18 protein-coding genes are annotated in these 15,885 nt (G+C 72.4%); 12 read left to right on the top strand and 6 right to left on the bottom strand.

All coding sequences use genetic code 11. The annotated features are described in order from the left end of the window. Positions 1 to 83: 83 nt before the first annotated feature. On the bottom strand, positions 84 to 500 hold the full coding sequence (locus ACWGI2_RS01240) for a VOC family protein (RefSeq protein WP_453692928.1): 417 nt from the start codon (positions 498 to 500) through the stop codon (positions 84 to 86). 62 nt (positions 501 to 562) lie between these two features. Between ACWGI2_RS01240 and ACWGI2_RS01235 the strand changes: the two genes are divergently transcribed. Continuing rightward, on the top strand, positions 563 to 1,048 hold the full coding sequence (locus ACWGI2_RS01235) for a YunG family protein (protein ID WP_453692926.1): 486 nt from the start codon (positions 563 to 565) through the stop codon (positions 1,046 to 1,048). 36 nt (positions 1,049 to 1,084) lie between these two features. Here the strand turns inward: ACWGI2_RS01235 and ACWGI2_RS01230 are convergent, their stop codons facing one another. Next, the gene (locus ACWGI2_RS01230) at positions 1,085 to 2,137 is read right to left on the bottom strand and encodes a LacI family DNA-binding transcriptional regulator (protein WP_453692924.1); all 1,053 of its coding nucleotides are present in this window, start codon (positions 2,135 to 2,137) and stop codon (positions 1,085 to 1,087) included. Between the two features lie 204 nt (positions 2,138 to 2,341). Here ACWGI2_RS01230 and ACWGI2_RS01225 point away from each other — a divergent pair, with 204 nt between their 5' ends. Both ACWGI2_RS01225 and ACWGI2_RS01220 read left to right on the top strand, forming a co-directional pair. Then, positions 2,342 to 3,637 carry an MFS transporter gene (locus ACWGI2_RS01225; RefSeq protein WP_453692922.1) on the top strand — a complete coding sequence of 432 codons (1,296 nt, stop codon included), beginning with the start codon at positions 2,342 to 2,344 and terminating at the stop codon, positions 3,635 to 3,637. Positions 3,638 to 3,724: 87 nt separating this feature from the next. Further along, entirely contained in the window at positions 3,725 to 4,414 is a 690-nt protein-coding gene (locus ACWGI2_RS01220) for an alpha/beta fold hydrolase (protein WP_453692920.1), read from the top strand. 63 nt (positions 4,415 to 4,477) lie between these two features. Here ACWGI2_RS01220 and ACWGI2_RS01215 read toward each other — a convergent pair whose 3' ends face one another. Next, positions 4,478 to 5,974 carry a serine/threonine-protein kinase gene (locus ACWGI2_RS01215; RefSeq protein WP_453692918.1) on the bottom strand — a complete coding sequence of 499 codons (1,497 nt, stop codon included), beginning with the start codon at positions 5,972 to 5,974 and terminating at the stop codon, positions 4,478 to 4,480. Between the two features lie 180 nt (positions 5,975 to 6,154). Beyond that, entirely contained in the window at positions 6,155 to 6,628 is a 474-nt protein-coding gene (locus ACWGI2_RS01210; protein ID WP_453692916.1) for a hypothetical protein, read from the bottom strand. Positions 6,629 to 6,838: 210 nt separating this feature from the next. Here ACWGI2_RS01210 and ACWGI2_RS01205 point away from each other — a divergent pair, with 210 nt between their 5' ends. Continuing rightward, positions 6,839 to 7,786 carry a polysaccharide deacetylase family protein gene (locus ACWGI2_RS01205; protein ID WP_453692914.1) on the top strand — a complete coding sequence of 316 codons (948 nt, stop codon included), beginning with the start codon at positions 6,839 to 6,841 and terminating at the stop codon, positions 7,784 to 7,786. Positions 7,787 to 7,795: 9 nt separating this feature from the next. Continuing rightward, a complete protein-coding gene (locus tag ACWGI2_RS01200) occupies positions 7,796 to 7,960 on the top strand; it encodes a hypothetical protein (RefSeq protein ID WP_453692912.1) in 165 nt (54 codons plus the stop codon). A 42-nt stretch (positions 7,961 to 8,002) separates the two neighbouring features. Here ACWGI2_RS01200 and ACWGI2_RS01195 read toward each other — a convergent pair whose 3' ends face one another. After that, on the bottom strand, positions 8,003 to 8,671 hold the full coding sequence (locus ACWGI2_RS01195) for an ABC transporter (RefSeq protein WP_453692910.1): 669 nt from the start codon (positions 8,669 to 8,671) through the stop codon (positions 8,003 to 8,005). Next, entirely contained in the window at positions 8,668 to 9,636 is a 969-nt protein-coding gene (locus tag ACWGI2_RS01190) for an ABC transporter ATP-binding protein (protein WP_453692908.1), read from the bottom strand. Before ACWGI2_RS01190 ends, ACWGI2_RS01195 begins: the two co-directional genes overlap by 4 nt. Positions 9,637 to 9,737: 101 nt before the next feature. Here ACWGI2_RS01190 and ACWGI2_RS01185 point away from each other — a divergent pair, with 101 nt between their 5' ends. The 7 genes from ACWGI2_RS01185 (at position 9,738) to ACWGI2_RS01155 (ending at position 15,850) form a co-directional block, all read left to right on the top strand. Next, on the top strand, positions 9,738 to 10,484 hold the full coding sequence (locus tag ACWGI2_RS01185; protein ID WP_453692906.1) for an aminoacyl-tRNA hydrolase: 747 nt from the start codon (positions 9,738 to 9,740) through the stop codon (positions 10,482 to 10,484). 136 nt (positions 10,485 to 10,620) lie between these two features. After that, entirely contained in the window at positions 10,621 to 11,361 is a 741-nt protein-coding gene (locus ACWGI2_RS01180) for a TetR/AcrR family transcriptional regulator (protein ID WP_453692904.1), read from the top strand. A gap of 145 nt (positions 11,362 to 11,506) precedes the next feature. Continuing rightward, the gene (locus ACWGI2_RS01175) at positions 11,507 to 11,932 is read left to right on the top strand and encodes a hypothetical protein (protein WP_453692902.1); all 426 of its coding nucleotides are present in this window, start codon (positions 11,507 to 11,509) and stop codon (positions 11,930 to 11,932) included. 6 nt (positions 11,933 to 11,938) lie between these two features. Beyond that, positions 11,939 to 12,541 (top strand): TIGR03086 family metal-binding protein, encoded by a 603-nt coding sequence (locus tag ACWGI2_RS01170; protein ID WP_453692900.1) that lies wholly within the window; start codon positions 11,939 to 11,941, stop codon positions 12,539 to 12,541. 140 nt (positions 12,542 to 12,681) lie between these two features. After that, entirely contained in the window at positions 12,682 to 13,449 is a 768-nt protein-coding gene (locus tag ACWGI2_RS01165; protein ID WP_160507765.1) for a DUF4142 domain-containing protein, read from the top strand. 109 nt (positions 13,450 to 13,558) lie between these two features. Then, positions 13,559 to 14,863 (top strand): DUF692 domain-containing protein, encoded by a 1,305-nt coding sequence (locus ACWGI2_RS01160; RefSeq protein ID WP_453692898.1) that lies wholly within the window; start codon positions 13,559 to 13,561, stop codon positions 14,861 to 14,863. A 12-nt stretch (positions 14,864 to 14,875) separates the two neighbouring features. After that, positions 14,876 to 15,850, top strand: coding sequence for a TIGR04222 domain-containing membrane protein (locus tag ACWGI2_RS01155; RefSeq protein ID WP_453393986.1), 975 nt, complete (start codon positions 14,876 to 14,878; stop codon positions 15,848 to 15,850). Positions 15,851 to 15,885 lie beyond the last annotated feature (35 nt).

Genomic DNA, 15,885 nt, shown 5'->3' with positions numbered 1-15,885 from the left:
AGCGACCGCTCCAAAATCGACGATCAGGACGCTAGCACATTATGAATCGATCGCTCCAAAATGGGTGCGGCCCGCTGCCTGCGTCAGTTGGCGGCAGCCTCGCCCCGGTCACAGCCGACCGCCTCGCCCGCCGCACGCTCCGCCGTGCTGCGCAGCACGCAGAACTCGTTGCCCTCAGGGTCGGTCAGGACCACCCAGCCGGTGCCGTCGGGATTCCGGCGGTCCGCCGCCAACGTCGCGCCCACCGCCAGGAGTCGTTCCACTTCCGCGTCGCGGGTGCTGTCGGGCTGGAGGCAGACGTGGACGCGGTTCTTGTGGGTCTTCGGTTCGGAGACCTCGGCGAAGTAGAGGTTGAGCCCGGTGGGCAGGGCGATGGCCGCGGTCGATTCGCCGGGGAGGTCGTCGTCGTTGAGCGGGTGACCCACCACCTTGCTCCAGAACTGGGCGAGTTCGTACGCGTCGGCGCAGTCGAAGGCGACGTTGAAGAGGGTCGAGCGCATGGGTGGGCCCTTCGTCCGTGACGGTGGCGTCGTTGTCAGTGGCGGATGCCATTGTGATCACCATGAGCCCACCTAGCCCGCCGAACCCAACGAGCCCACCGAGCCCGCCCGAAGCCAACCCGCAGAGCCCGCGCGAAGCCAACCCGCTGACCCCTGCCGGTATCGAAGCCGCGCTGCGTGCCGCGTGGTCCGCCGACACCTGCTCGCCCGACGACGCCGAGCGCACTCCGTGGACCTCTGCCAACCCGGCCTGGGGTCACTGCGACATCACCGCGCTCGTCGTGCACGACATATTCGGCGGCGAGTTGCTGGTCGGCGAAGTGTGGTCGGCCGACGGCGAGCAGCAGGGCTTCAACTGGTGGAACCGCCTGGCGAACGGGGTCGAACTGGACCTGACGCGGGAGCAGTTCAGGCTGGGCCAGCGGATCACGGCGCCGCGCTCCAAGGAACGGCCGCCGGGCCGGCTGCTGCGCCGTCAGGCGGAGTACGAGCTGCTGAGGCAGCGATTCACCGAGGCGATGTCCCTGACGGCGGTGGATGGTTCGTGACTCCGCGACTCCGTGACTCCGTGGCTCCGGAGGGCTTCACTTCGCCCCGCGGCTGGACTCCCTGACCTCGATGTGCGCCGTCGACCGCCCGTGCACCGCGGGCGGTGTCCCCGGCTCGCGGATGAGGCGGTCGACGAGGGCGGCGACCTCGGCGGCCGGGGGGAGTTCGATGCGTACGCTCGTCAGCCTCGGCCGCAGCAGCCTGCCGAGCAGCAAATCGTCCGCGCCGACCACGGCGACCTCACCGGGGACGTCGATGCCGGTGTCCTGCAAGGCTCGCATCAGGAGCATCGCGTACTCGTCGTTGTAGGCGAACACCGCATCCAGGCCCAAGTCGCGCCAGCTGGCGGCCAGTTCGGCCGCCGATTCCTCGGTGTACGCAAGATCGACCGGCTCCACCCGCGCGTCGGGATACGCGGCGGCAGCGGACCGAACGCCTTCGAGGCGCGGCGTGCTGAACATGCCGAGGCCGTGCTCGACCGGGACGACGACGCCGATACGCCGATGCCCGCCCGCCAGGAGATGCGCACCGGCCACAGCGCCGACCTCCGCCTGATCCATGGCGATGCCGTGCGCGCCGGGCGCGGGCGGCGGCCCGTAGGAGACGACCGCTGAAGTGCCCGAGCGCTTCAGCGTCTCGACGGACGCCTCGTCGAGCGGCGCGCCGATCGTGGCGATGACGGCGGCGGGCCGCAGCTCGGCCCAGGCGCGGGCGGCGTCCTTCGGGGTGTCCCCCGCACTGGCGCCGTGCAGGACGCCGGTGTGCCCGTACGCCTGCAACTCCGCCTGGAACGCGGCGACGAAGCCCGTGAACAGTGACCCGAAGACGGGCACCGCGTCGGCGGGCACGGCGATCAGGACGAGCCCGCTGCTGCCGGAGCGCAGGGAGCGGGCGGCGGCGTGCGGAACGTATCCGAGTTCCTCGGCGGACGCGCGGACCTTCTCCTGCGTGGCGTCGCTGACGCGTCCCGCGGCCAGGCCGTTCAGGACGTAGCTGACGGTCGCACGTGAGACACCCGCGTGCCGGGCGACGGAAGTGCTGGTGGGGGGCGAGGCACTGCCCCGCTGGGGGCCCGAGCTGTCAGTCATCCTGCTGCGCATCCTTTCACGGCGGCTTTTTCCGGCCGCCTTCTTCCCGGCCGCCTTCTTCCCGGCCGCTTCCCCGCTGCTATTCCGGCTGCGGCTCTGGTGCGGACGCGGGGTGAGTGCTAGGAATGCCCTTACACGTGTCAAGTTACACGTGTCACCCACCCCTTCGGTCATCACGACCGACCTTCTGAGGAGGAGGGCAACGTGGCCCTTTCCGCTCACCAGGACCAGACGCCCCAGGCCCCGCCCGGGGAGGGCGAGGGCGACGGCCGGTCCGGCGCCCCGCGCGGCCTCATGCCCCTCCTGACCTTGGCCAACACCGCGATGTACGCGCTCTACGTGGGCGTCGGCAGCGTGCTGCTGCCGCTCCAGATCGAGCACATCGACAAGGCCGACAAGGTCGCCGTACTGGGCCTCGTCAGCGGGGTCAGCGCGGTCTTCGCCACCGTCTTCAACCCCGTGGCGGGCGCACTCTCCGACCGCAGCGGACGCCGCAACCCCTGGATACTCGGGGGCGGCGTCGCGGCCGTCGGCGCGATGGCCCTGCTCGGCGGAGTCCAGACGGTGCTGCTCGTGACGATCGCCTGGTGTCTCGGCCAGGCCGTGATGAACGTCTTCCAGGCCGCGCTCACCTCGGTCGTCCCCGACCGCGTACCGCTCGCCGCCCGCGGCAGGGCGTCCGCGGCCGTCGGCATCGGACTGCCGATCGGCTCGACCCTCGGCGCGCTGATCGGCTCGGCCTTCGCCGACCACCTCAGCACCGGATATCTGGTGCTCGGCCTGTTCGTGGCGCTCTCCGCCGTGCTGTTCACCGCCTTCGCCCGGGAGAGGCCGAAGTCGTCCGCGCGGCGGTCGGAGGCGCCCGCGCCGGTCCCGTTCAAGAAGCAGTTCGCGGCGTTCCTCGGCGCCCTGCGCGACCGCGACTTCCGTTGGGCGTTCATCGGGCGCGCACTGCTCGTGCTCGGCTACTTCTGCGTCTTCGGCTACCAGCTCTACATCCTGCAAGACCACATCGATCTGCCGTCCGGCATGGAGCCCGAGGACGCAGTCGCCGTCCTCGCGCCCGTCAGCGCGGTCGCAATGGCCGTGTCCACCGTTGTCGGCGGTGTGCTCTCGGACCGGATGGACCGGCGCAAACTGTTCGTCGCCGCCTCCGCGACGATCTCCGCGGTCGCCCTCGTCGTCCCCGCCGTCTCGCCGACCTGGACCGCGATGATCGTCTACGCCGCCCTCAACGGCCTCGGCTTCGGCTGTTTCATGGCCGTCGACAACGCGTTGGTGTCCATGATCCTGCCGAGCGCCGATGACGCGGCCCGCGATCTCGGCGTCCTGAACATGGCGCAGGCGGGCCCACAGATCCTGGCCCCGTTCGTCGCCTCCGTCATCGTCTCGCTCTGCGGAGGCGGTCAAGGCGGCGGCTACACGGCCCTGTTCGTCGCGGGCGCCGTCCTGTCCGTCCTCGGCGCGCTCGCGGTCCGCCCCATACGCGGCGTGCGCTGATTAGCCGGCCGCGGCCGGTCGGAGGTCGCAGTCGCAGTCGCAGTCGCAGTCGCAGTCCACGTACGAAACTGGAAAGCAGGTATCACCATGAAGTTGAACACCCGCGAATGGGGCACCGGAGACCGCGTCGCCGTCCTGGTCCACGGCATCATGTCGGACCACCGCACCTGGCGCCGCCTGGGTCCCGCCCTCGCCGACAAGGGCTACCGGGTGATCGGCGTCGACCTGCGCGGGCACGGGGCGAGCGGGCGCGGCGCGTACAGCCCGGAGATCTTCGCGGACGACCTCGTCGACACGGTGCCGAGCGGGGTTGAGCTCGCGATCGGGCACTCGCTGGGCGGGATGGCGCTGGCCCTCGCGGTGGAGCGGCTCGCACCGGCACGGGCCGTCTACTCCGACCCGGCGTGGGTGCTCGGCGCGGCGGGCGTGGACCCCGCCGTGTTCGTCGAGTTCCGGAACGCGACCCGGAGGACGATCGCGAACCTGAATCCGCGCTGGGAGGAGGCCGACATCGACGTCGAGGTCGCCACGCTGGCCGCCTGGGACCCGGACACCGCGCTCGCCCTCTCCGGACCGAACGCCATCGACCGCACGCCCGCCGCGCCGGCGGTCCCGTCGCTGGTGCAGGTAGCGGACCCCAGTTTCCTCGTGTCCGACGAGCTGAAGGGGGAGTTGGAGCGGCGCGGGTTCGAGGTACGGACGGTCAAGGGCGCAGGACACACCATCCACCGCGACGACTTCGACGCGTACATGGGGTCGCTGGACGGCTGGGTCTAGAAGGCCGCCGCGTGAGCTGTTGACGGCCGCATGGGCGTGAGCTGCTGCTGCCGCCCGTGTGAACTACTGGGCGGGGCACAAGGAGACGAGCTTCTTCTCCTCCTTCGAGAGGCCGGGGGCAGGGGTGCTGTCGCTCGCGTCGCTCTCCGCGGATCGGCGTTGCTCGTTCTTCTTGCAGGCCGACGCCTGGACGGCGAGCTCATCGACCTTGGCCTTCGAGTCGTCCTCGCCGTCCCCGACGATGGCTCCCTCGACCTGCTTGCGCTGGTACGCCGGCAGGTACTTGAGTTCGATCTCGGGGTGGTCGGCCTCCACCTTCGACAGGTTCACCCAGCCCAGGTCCTGGGTGACTCCCCTGTAGACCGCGACATGCCCGTCGTGGGCGCCGACGAAGTACTGCGTCTGCGTCCACAGGTAGCCGCCGTACAGACCGCCGGAGAGCACGAGGACCAGCGCGGTGCCGAGGAGCACTCCGCGGCGGGGCTTGCGCGCGAGTTTCTTCCGGTCGGTGTCGGCGGGGGCGGGCCCGTACGACCCCGGTGGCCCGGACGGCCCGAGCGGCCCGGACGGTCCCGGCGGCGATTCCGGCCGAGGTGGGTACGGGGTGCCGATGCCGCGATCTACGGGTGCGGGCGCGGGCATCGGGGGCACCGCCCCCGCGGTGGCCAGGCCGCCGACGGAGGGCGCCACCGAGGGCATCACCGTCACGACCGGGCTCTCCTGCTTCGGCCGCGGCCTCGGCGCGGGCGAAGCCAGCAGGTCGAGCGCCTTCGGAACCGTCAGGCGATCCTCCGGCCTCTTCTCCATCAGCCCCTGGATCAGGGGCGCGAGGCGGCCCGCGTACCGCGGAGGCGGGGCAGGTTCGTGCGCGACCGCGTACTGCGAGCCGACGACCGTCCCACGGTGGAAGGGCGACACGCCTTCCACGGCCTCGTACAGCGTCGTTCCGAGGGAGAACAGATCGCTCGCCGCGTCGCCCCTGTGCCCGCGGGCCCGCTCCGGGGAGAGATACGCGACCGAACCGATGACCACGCCGGTACCGGTCAGCCCCGCATCGGCCTCGTTGGACGCGATCCCGAAGTCGGTGAGCAGGACTCTGTTGTCCGCGGACAACATCACGTTGGCCGGTTTGATGTCCCGGTGCACGATGCCCACCTTGTGCGCCGCTTCAAGTGCCCTCAGGACGGCCGTGGCCACGGCCTCCGCAGCGTCCACTCCCAGTCGCCCCTGACGGAGGCGTTCTTGCAGGGTGGCACCGGTGACGAGCTCCATCACGATCCACGGCACGCCGTCCACGATGACGACGTCGTGCACGGTGACGATGTTGGGGTGGTCCCGCAGCCGCGCCGCGTTGCGGGCCTCGCGTATGGCGCGCTCCAGCCGATGCGCCCTGTCCAGGGGCGACATCACCGCGGGCAGGAACAACTCCTTGATCGCCACGTCGGTCCTGAGCTGCTCGTCATGGGCCTGCCAGACCCGCCCCATGCCGCCCGCCCCCAGAGTCCTGACGAGCCGGTAGCGGCCGCCGATCAGTTCCCCGCGCTGCGCCCCATGTGTCACGGTCCCCCTCCGCTCAACATCTGCAAGGACCTCAAGCTGCCAGCAGAATAGCCGCGGCCACGCTCGCCGGCGCCGAAGTCGCTTACCTGGCAGGCGAATTGGGTGGCGCCGCGCCACAGAGGCACTCATTCGTCACGTGAGGTACATCCACGCCGTCACGTGAGGGGACCTCCGCGCCCGTCACGTGAAGGACTTCTGCGCCCGCGCCCGGTACTCGTCCAGAAACCCCACCGCGAGCGCCGACAGCACCGCTGCCAGGGCGAAGGCGGCGGCCAATACGTTCAGCAGGCCGTAGGGGCCATCGGCCTCGACGACGCGGCCGCCGTCCAGCAGACAGTCGAAGCCCAGCGGGAAGTAGGACGGTTCGTGCCCGGCGAGTTGGTCGAGCGTGCCGGGCGGGAGGGACCGGCAGGGAACCGCCGGGGAGGACCCCGCGCCCGACTCGGCCTCGCTCGCGTCCCACTGGACCAAGCCGAGCCCGATCGTGTACGCGATGACGGCTGCGGCTGCCGCCATGCCCGCGCTCCAGAGCAGCAGGTCCCTGGGCCAGTCCGGTCGGCGCCCCGGGAGGACGACCGATATCAGCTTCACCACGACCGCGATGCCCCAGAGCGGTACGGCGAGCATGGCGCCGTACATCAGCAGGACGAACATGTTGCGGCCGCCTTTCGGGCGTTTCCCAACTCAGCCGACCGACGCCCTGGTGGTCCTGGTCGCCCTGTGCCAGACGTCACGATGTGCCGGTCGGTTCCGTCCGGTGGTCCGGTGGTTCGGCCGTCCGGTGGTTCGGCCGTCCGGGGCAGTGCGGGGCAGCGTCGCCCGCACCTCACCATTTCATCCTTTTTATGCCGATACGTTCGCCAGATGATCGCCCCGACACGGACACTGACCGAGCAGAGACCGGCCGCGCAGAAACCGGCCACGAAGAGATCCGCTACGAAGAGACCGAGGGCCCGGAGGCTGACCGCCGCCGGCGCCCTGACCGTCCTCACCCTCTCCGCGCTCGCCGCCTGCGGCACGGACCCCGAGCCGGGCGGCCGCGACCAGCCCTCGCGCCCCACGGCAAGCGCCTCGCCCCGCCCCGCGACCCTCGCCCCCGGCCCCGCGGGCCTCACCCCCGTCTTCAAGAACGCCCCCCGCACCCCTGCGTCCGCCACCCTCACCGTCGCCCTCACTTTCGACGCGGACATGACCGCCGACCAGGGGCCGCGCGCCGCGGCGGGTGAGCGTTTCGACAACCCGGCGCTGGTGTCGACGCTGCGCCGGTTGAAGGTGCCCGCGACGTTCTTCATGACGGGGCGGTGGGCCGAGGAGTACCCGGCGCAGGCCAAGGACATCGGCCGGGACCCGCTCTTCGAGGTCGCCAACCACTCGTACAGCCACTACGCCTTCACCGACCGCTGCTACGGCCTCCCGACCGTCCCCGCATCCCGCATGCGCGCCGACGTGGAGCGCGCCTTCGCCGCGTTCCGCAAGGCGGGCGTCGAGCGCCAGGTCCCGTACTTCCGTTTCCCTGGCGGCTGTTACGACAAGCAGGCGCTGCGCGCGCTCGCTCCGGGCGGTGTCACGGCCGTGCAGTGGGACGTGGTGAGCGGCGACGCCTTCGCGACGGACGCCGACGCGGTGGCCCGGCAGGTGCTCGACGGGGTGCGGCCCGGCTCTGTCGTCGTCATGCACTGCACGCGCAGCGCGGCTCCCACGACGGAGCGTGCCCTGCGGACGATCGTCCCGAAGCTGCGCGAGCGCGGCTTCCGGTTCGTCCGGGTGTCGGAGCAGATCCGGGCGGCGGGGGCCTCGCACTCGCGCGGCTAGGCTGCCCGCATGGACGACGCCGCCACCGAGGGAACCGCCGACACCGAGGCGGGCCCGTTCGCCGAGTGCGTGCTGTGCCGCGAGCCCACCGAGTACCCGGAGTCGCACAGGGGAGTGACGCTGTGCCCCGTGTGTGAGTGGCACGAGGCGCAGCGCACGGCCTGCTCGGGCTGAGCTGCCGGTACCCCGCGGTACCCCGGTACCCCGGGGTGCTGCTCACCCCCTGCGCGAGGCCAGCCCGCAAGCGACCCCCACCGCTGCCACCGCGATCACCGCCGCACCCGCGACGGGCAGCAGCGGCAGCGGCACCACCCCGTCCCGCGACCCCGAGACGAGCCCGGTCATGGCCGCCTTCGCCGGGGAGCCCGTGGTCACCAGGGAGAGCAGCGCGGCGAGCAGCATCACCGGGATCGCCCGGCCCGGCGAGCGCATCAGCGGCCAACTTGTGAGGGCGCCGATGGCGGTGCCCACGAGGGCGCTCACCAGCATCGCGAGCAGCCCCGCTCCGCCCGCCGCGAGCCGGTTCACGGCCGTCCGGTGATCGGTGCTCGCCGCGTCACTGATCACCGCCACGACGAGGGTGGCGACGGCGCCGAGCACGGCCGTGGCGAGGAACGCGGAGAGCAGGCAGGCCAGTTGAGCCCGCCAGGAACCGGCCGCCGCTGCCGCGCAACTGCGGGCGGCGGGCGGCTCGTTGGTGGCGCAGATCCGCACCAGCCAGGCGGCGACGGGCAGCAGCGCGGCGGCCGCGTACGCGAGGGAGTCGAGGACCGGCTGCCCGCTCTGCACGCCGACGGCGAGGAACGCGGCGTAAAGGATCACGGGGGCGAGCCAGCGCTGGGAGCGCAGGAGGAGGGCGGACTGATAGCTGAGCAGAGCGTTCACCGGTCGCACACCTCCTCCGTCGCGGGGCGGGCGGCGGGTACGCCCGACTCCTGGCCCGACACCGCCCCGGACTGCGACAGCGACCCGGACTCCGGCACCGACCCGGACTCCGCTACCGACACCACATGCCACGGCGGGCGTGCCGTCAGCAGTGTGCGCAACGCGACGTCCGAGTGTGTCGTCGGCACCGTCAGTCGCAGCGCGCCCTCCGGGGAGGGCCCTGTTACGGCGCCCAGTACAGGGGGCGGCGTGGCGCCCGGCGGTCCCTGCGCCTCGATCACGACCGAAGGGGATTCCGATGCCGCGGCTTCCGGTGAAGTGCCGTCCGGGGTACGGAGGTTCACCGCCGAGCCGACCACCGCGTACGTCACGTCGACCGTCCCCGAGAGCCGCCGCGGGTCGTGGTCCACGAAGACGACGGCACCGCCGTCGGCGACCCGCTCGGCGACGGCCCGGTCGAGTTCGTCGCGGGCCGCGGCGTCCAGGCCTGTCCACGCCTCGTCGAGGACCAGGAGTTCGGGCGCCGCGAGGAGCGCCTGGGCCACGGCTACCTTCTGGCTGCTGCCCTTGGACAGTTCCGACAGGGGCGTACGGGAGTAACTCCCCGCCCCGAAGCGCTCCAGCCACTCCTCCGCGCCCCGCGCGGCCGCGCCCTTCGCCAGGCCGTGGATGCGGCCCAGGTGCGTGAGATACCCGGCGGCCGTGAACGGCAGCGCCGCGGGGAAGCGTTCAGGGACGTACGCCGTGCGCGGCCGGCCTGCGACGCGGCCCTCGGTCGGGGCGTCGATCCCGGCGAGCAGCCGCAGCAGGGTCGACTTGCCGGTGCCGTTCGCGCCCTCGATCCGCACCAGCGTGCCCGCACGTATGCCGAGTCCGACGCCGCGTAGGACCCACGGTCCGCCCATGGCATAGCGCCGCCCCACCCCGTCGAGCCGCAGCGCGGCCCCCGCAAGATCACTGTCCATGCCGCCATCCTCGCGCAAGGGCCCGGCGACGGGGCAAGGGAGGGAGTGCCATCGGGCAAAGCCCCTGACGGGCCCGATCTTCCGCCTGGCAGACTGGACGCGTGAGCAGCGACCAGGCCGCCGGGACCTCCCAGCCGCAGGACACCCCAGACCCCCAGGACAGCCCCTTCCGCGTGGAGCAGACGACACGCGACGAGGCACCGCAGTACGTGCTGCCACTGGTGGCCCGCATCGAGCGCGCCGAGCCTCCGCACCGTACGGACGCCCTGGAGACCGCGGCCCGCGCGGTACTCGTCATGCTCGGCGACGAGCGGTCCATCGGCGACGGGGAGTGGGCGCAGGCCATGCGTGACTGGCAGGACGCCAGGATCCGCAAGGTGGTGCGGCGGGCCCGCGGCGCCGAGTGGCGGCGGGCCGAGGCGCTCCCGGGCATCACGGTCACGGGCAAGTCGGCAGAGGTCCGCGTGTTTCCGCCGGTACCGCTGGACGGCTGGCCCAAGGACCTGGCTCGGCTCCAGGTCTCGGGCACGGACCTGGACGACCCGGAAGCGGTGCCGCCCGCGGACGCGACCGCGCCGGTCCTGTGGATGAGCCCCGATGTCGACATGTCGGCGGGCAAGGCGATGGCGCAGGCGGGGCACGGTGCCCAACTGGCGTGGTGGGAGCTGTCGGACGAGGAGCGCGCGGCCTGGCGGGACGCCGGTTTCCCGCTCTCCGTCCGCACCCCGGACGCCGCGCTCTGGCGCGAACTCGTGGCGAGCGGCCTGCCGGTGGTACGGGACGCAGGCTTCACGGAGATCGCCCCCGGCTCCTGCACCGTGGTCGCCGACCACCCCGCTCTGCGCTGAACTCGCCCCCGCCGCGGTCGCGAGCCGCGGCGGGCCCGCCGACGAAGGCGGCCCCTGCCACGCGGGCCAGCCACGCGGCCCCCGCGAGAGGATGTACCCGAGAAGCTCACGGAGGCACGGCGTTGAGGAGACCGACATGGCGAGCGAGCTCAGCGTGAGCGAGGACGCCGCGACGGCGACCACGGCGGGAGCAGGCACGGGAACACGCGCGGGAACAGGCCCAGGCGCGGCAGGCGCCAAGCTTGACGGGCGCGTGGAGCGCGGCAACCAGACCCGGCGTCTCGTCCTGCGCCGCACGGTCGACATCGCCTCGGTCGAGGGTCTGGACGCGCTTTCCGTCGGGCGGATCGCCACCGAGCTGAAGCTCAGCAAGAGCGGGGTCTTCGCGCTCTTCGGCTCCAAGGAGGAGCTTCAGCTCGCGACCATCCGCGCGGCCGGCCGCATCTTCCTCGACGCGGTGGTGGAACCGGCCAGGCAGTCCCCGCCCGGCCTCGGCCGCGTCTGGCAGCTGTGCGCGCGCTGGCTCGACTACTCGGAACAGCGCGTCTTTCCCGGCGGCTGCTTCTTCCACGGGGTGATCGCCGAGTTCGACGCCCGCGAGGGCGCGGTGCACGACGCGCTGGTCCGCGCCGACCGCGACTGGACCGGCCAGGTGGAGTACTGCGTCGCCGAGGCCCGCGACACCGGCGAACTGCTCCCTGACACCGATGTCCCCCAGCTCGCCTTCGAGCTCATCGCCCTGATGGAGACGGCGAACGCGCACTCGGTGCTGCACGACGAGCCGGCCATCTACCGCAGGGCGGGCATCGCCATCACGGCACGACTGCGCGCGGCGGCCACGGACCCATCGCTGGTGCCTCAGCTCAACTCCCCCTGAGCGCCAGCGCCCCATCTCCACCGGGGCCCCCTGAGCAACCCGCGATTCCGCGAAACAATTAGCACGACCGTTCGTTTAGATTTAAGCTCATCGCATGCCTCCACCGATCCCGCGACCGGCCCCTCGATCGACCCCGCGAACGATCATGCGTACGCCCTGGCAAGCAGGCCCCGAAGCGCACGCGTCAGGGCAACTCCTCGCGAGCGTCAAGGAGTTCACCGCTCACCGGCACACCCAGACCGTGCCGATCGCCCTGTCCGGGCTTCGGCTGCGCCGGAGGTGGCCGGAGACGCCCGGCGCCGTCGGCATGTGGCTCTGGGTCGACCCGTGGCGCAAGTGCTCGGGATCCGTCTCGGTCTGGATCGACGAGCGGTCGCTGTACGCGTTCGCCGGGCGGCCCGACCACATACGGATCGTCCGCGCGCACCGGGACCGGGGCGCGATGCGCGCCGCCACCTGGACGGCGAGCGGCCCATTCGATCCCCACGCCGTCTGGGCGGCTGCGAGCGCGCTGCTCACCAGCTCAAGTCCCTGGCCGAGCCCAGCTGTTCACACCGCGGAAGGACACTGAGACCTCATGCCCGACCTCACCGCACCCGACCTCATCGCCCTCGACCGCACCGCCCTCCAAGAATCCCTCCGCCTCCTACGCGCGGCCCGCGGCACCGACTGGGAGCGCCCCTCCCCCTGCGCCGGCTGGACGCTGCGCGACCTGGTGGCGCACATGACCGCGCAGCACCACGGGTTCGCGGCGGCGGCGCGGGGCTCGGGCGCCGACCGTACGTACTGGATCGCGCCGGAGCTCGGCCGCGACCCGTTCAAGGTCTACGACGAGTCGGTGCGTCACGTGCTGGCCGCGTTCGCCGAAGAGGGCGTCTTGGAGCGGGGATTCACGCTTCCCGAGGTCGGTGGGACGTTCACGGGGCGGATCGCCGTCGGCTTCCACTTCCTGGACTACGTGGTGCACTCCTGGGACGTGGCGACGACCCTCGGGCCCGGAGTCGGCGTCAGCCTCGACCTCCCCCAGCCCGTCATCGAGGCCGCACTCGACATCGCCCGCCGCGTGCCGAAGGATCCCGAACGCCGAGGCTCCGGGGCCGCGTTCGCGCCCGTACTCCCCACACCGGAAGGCGCGTCACCGCTGGAGGAGATGCTGGCTCTCCTGGGACGGATGGGATAGATGGGATAGATGTGACGGCCACCGGCGCCTCACACCGATCACGCAAAGCGTTGAACATCACGCACGCCCCTTCCGTATCTCCCGGTACCAGGAAGTAGCTTGCCTCCACGGCAGGTTGACGGGCAGGGAGGCACGGCACATTGCGGCGCATCAACGGCACGGCTCTGATCATCGCGGCACTCGTGGCCACACTGGGCGCGCTCGCGTTCCCCATGTGGTCCTACGCCGACCGTTCGGGCACGGGGCCCGCCAATCTGGCCGCCGGGTCGGTGGCCACCCAGTGGGGTCCGCTCTCGGCGGCCGACCGCGATCTGCTCGTGAAGGTGCGCCTCGCCGGGCTGTGGGAGCTGCCCGCGGGCCAGCAGGCCGTCGAGCGGGCACCGACCGAGGCGATCAAGGAGGCGGGTGACCATCTGATCGTCGGCCACACGGACCTCGACAAGCGGGCCCGTGCGGTCGCGGCGCAGCTCGGCGTGGAGCTTCCGAACCAGCCCACCGCCCAACAGCAGGGCTGGCTCCAGGAGTTGACCGAGGCCGAAGGCATGGAGTACCAGCGGAAGTTCGCGAATCTGCTGCGGGTCGCGCACGGCAAGGTGTTCAGCGTGATCGCGCAGGTGCGGGACAGCACCCGCAACACGCTGATACGGCAGCTGGCCAGCGACTCCAACCAGACCGTCCTCGACCACATCACGATGCTGGAGGCGACCGGCCTCGTCGACTTCGACGACATCGCGAACGGCGGCGCCGCCACCGCCACGGCCAGCCCCACCGGGCCTCCGCCGCCCTCCGGCGTCGCTCCCCCGGAGCCCCCGCCGGCCGGCCCGACCGGTGATGTGTCCACGACGTCGCGGCCCTCGCCCGCACCGCCGGGGGAGGTCAACACGGACAGGCCGGAACCTCAAATGTAGCTCTGAACGTCCCCCCTCAGGGGTTCGGCCGCGTCTGTCGGGGCCATGACCCCTGCACACGTTCACAAGACACGAGCACGACGCGGGGTCTTGGCGGAGGAGGGGGAACATGAAGCACCTGGGGACCGGAATCGGGTGGCGTCCGGAGATCGCGGACGCCGTGGAACGGATGCCCGGCATCGACTGGGTCGAGGCTGTCGCGGAGAACCTGTGCCCCGGGCACATCCCCGACTCCCTCCTCCGGCTGCGCGAGCGGGGCGTCACGGTGGTGCCGCACGGCGTCTCGCTCGGCCTCGGCGGCGCCGACCGCCCCGACGAGACGCGTCTGGCCGCGCTCGCCGAGCGCGCGCAGACACTCGGCTCGCCGCTGGTCACCGAGCACATCGCGTTCGTACGCGCCGGGGGCCCGCTGACGGCTTCGCAGCCGCTGGAGGCGGGCCACCTGCTTCCGGTGCCGCGCACCCGCGACGCCCTCGACGTGCTGTGCGAGAACGTGCGCATCGCGCAGGACACGCTGCCGGTGCCGCTCGCCGTGGAGAACATCGCGGCCCTGATCTCCTGGCCCGGCGAGGAGATGACGGAGGGGCAGTTCCTCTACGAGCTCGCCGAGCGCACGGGCGTACGCCTCCTCATCGATGTCGCGAACCTTCACACCAACCACGTCAACCGCGGCGAGGACCCGTCGAAGGCCCTGGACGAGCTGCCGGTCGAGGCCATCGCGTACGTCCATGTCGCGGGCGGCTTCGAGCGGGACGGCGTCTGGCACGACAGCCACGCCCACCCGGTCCCTGAGCCGGTCCTCGCGATCCTTTCGGACCTCGCCGGACGGGTGAGCCCGCCGGGCGTCCTGCTGGAGCGGGACGAGAACTTTCCGGCGCCGGAAGAGCTCGAACGGGAGCTGGACGCGATACGGGCGACGGTGCGGACGAAGGCGCCCGCCTCCGGTGAGTGCGCCTCCGGAACGGCGCAGGCCGCCGCGGCCCCTGCCGCCGTGCCGGACGCCACCCGCCAGCGCCTCGCCCTCGCCCAGACCGCACTCCTCTCCGCCCTGGTGGCCGGGACGCCCGCGCCCGAAGGGTTCGACCGGGCCCGGCTGGCCGTGCAGAGCCGGGCGTTGACCGGCAAGCGGGCGGACGTCGTGGCGAAGGTGGCGCCCGAGCTGCCGGAGATCCTCGGCGACAGCTATCGCCCGGAGTTCATCGCGTACGCGCAGTCGCGGCCGATGTCCGGCGGATACCGGCGTGACGCACTGGACTTCGCCGAGCGGCTGCTGCTCGCCGGGCGGCCCGAGGACGCGGAGGCGCGCGGCAGGCTGACCCGGTGGTGGCTGGAGCGGTCCGGGCCCGCGCCGCTGGACGCGCGGCCGGTCACGCGGTGGCTGCGGGCGGCGCGGTTCGCGCTGCGACGGGGATAGGGGGCGGCGGCCGTGGAGATCCTGTCCGTCTGTTTCGCCCTTCTCCTCGCGGCCTCGACGGCCGGTCTCCTCGTCGGCGTCTCCCGCATACGGCAGGCCGCGCCTCCGCAGCCGGACGCACAGCACGGAGCCGTGTTCGACCCCTTGGAGGCCGCCTTCCTCGCCGGCGGCCCCGGCCGGGTCGCCGACGCCGCGATCGCGGCCCTGCACGAGGACGGGCGCCTGGTGGTCGCCTTCCCCGGCATCGTCGCGATCCAGTCGCCCGAGGTCCGCAACCCCGTCGAGGGCGCGGTGCTCCAGGCCCACGCCGCCGCGCCGAGCGGCGCCCTGCACTGGCTGCGCATCGGCGTGATGCGCAGCCCCGCCGTACAGGCGGTCGGTGACGCGATGGCCCGGCGCGGCCTGCTGGTGCGCCCCGAGGTCCTGGATCGCCTGCGGCGCCGCAAGATCCGGCACAACGCCCTGGTCTTCGCCGGGTTCTTCCTCGCCATCGGTGTCATCGCCGCCGAGGACGGCGACGGCCCCTCCTGGGACCCCGTGAGCGCGTCGACCATCCTCCTGATCGTGGCCTGGGTGCTCGGCGCCCTGATCGGCCAGCTCTGCAGCCGGGCCACCCGCACCCGGGTGACCCCCACGGGCCGGACCGCTCTCGCGGAGTACCGAGCAGCGGGCGCGCACGTGTCCGGCGCGGCGCACCGCGTGGCGGTGGAGGGCCTGGTCGGCGTCCTCGACCCCGAACTGCGCGCGCAGTTGCAGGCCGCGCACCGCATCCGGCCGGGACGTACGGCGGCGACGTCCTCGTCGTACGCGAGCTCAAGCACCGGCACCATCGCGTGGTGCGGAGGCAGCGGGGGCGGCGGGGGCAGCTCCTCGTGCGGCGGCTCCAGCTGCGGGAGTTCCGGCGGCGGGGGCTCTTCGTCCTCCTGCGGTGGAGGCGGGGGCGGAGGCGGTGGCGGCTGCGGAGGAGGCGGCGGAGGCAGCTCCTAGGCCTCCCGCCCCCGGCGTGCGAACGGCACCCGGCC

It is taken from the genome of Streptomyces sp. NPDC054866 (assembly GCF_053610745.1).
The sequence above is the reverse complement of the archived record's forward strand: the minus strand, read 5'-3'. Positions and strand labels throughout refer to the sequence as shown.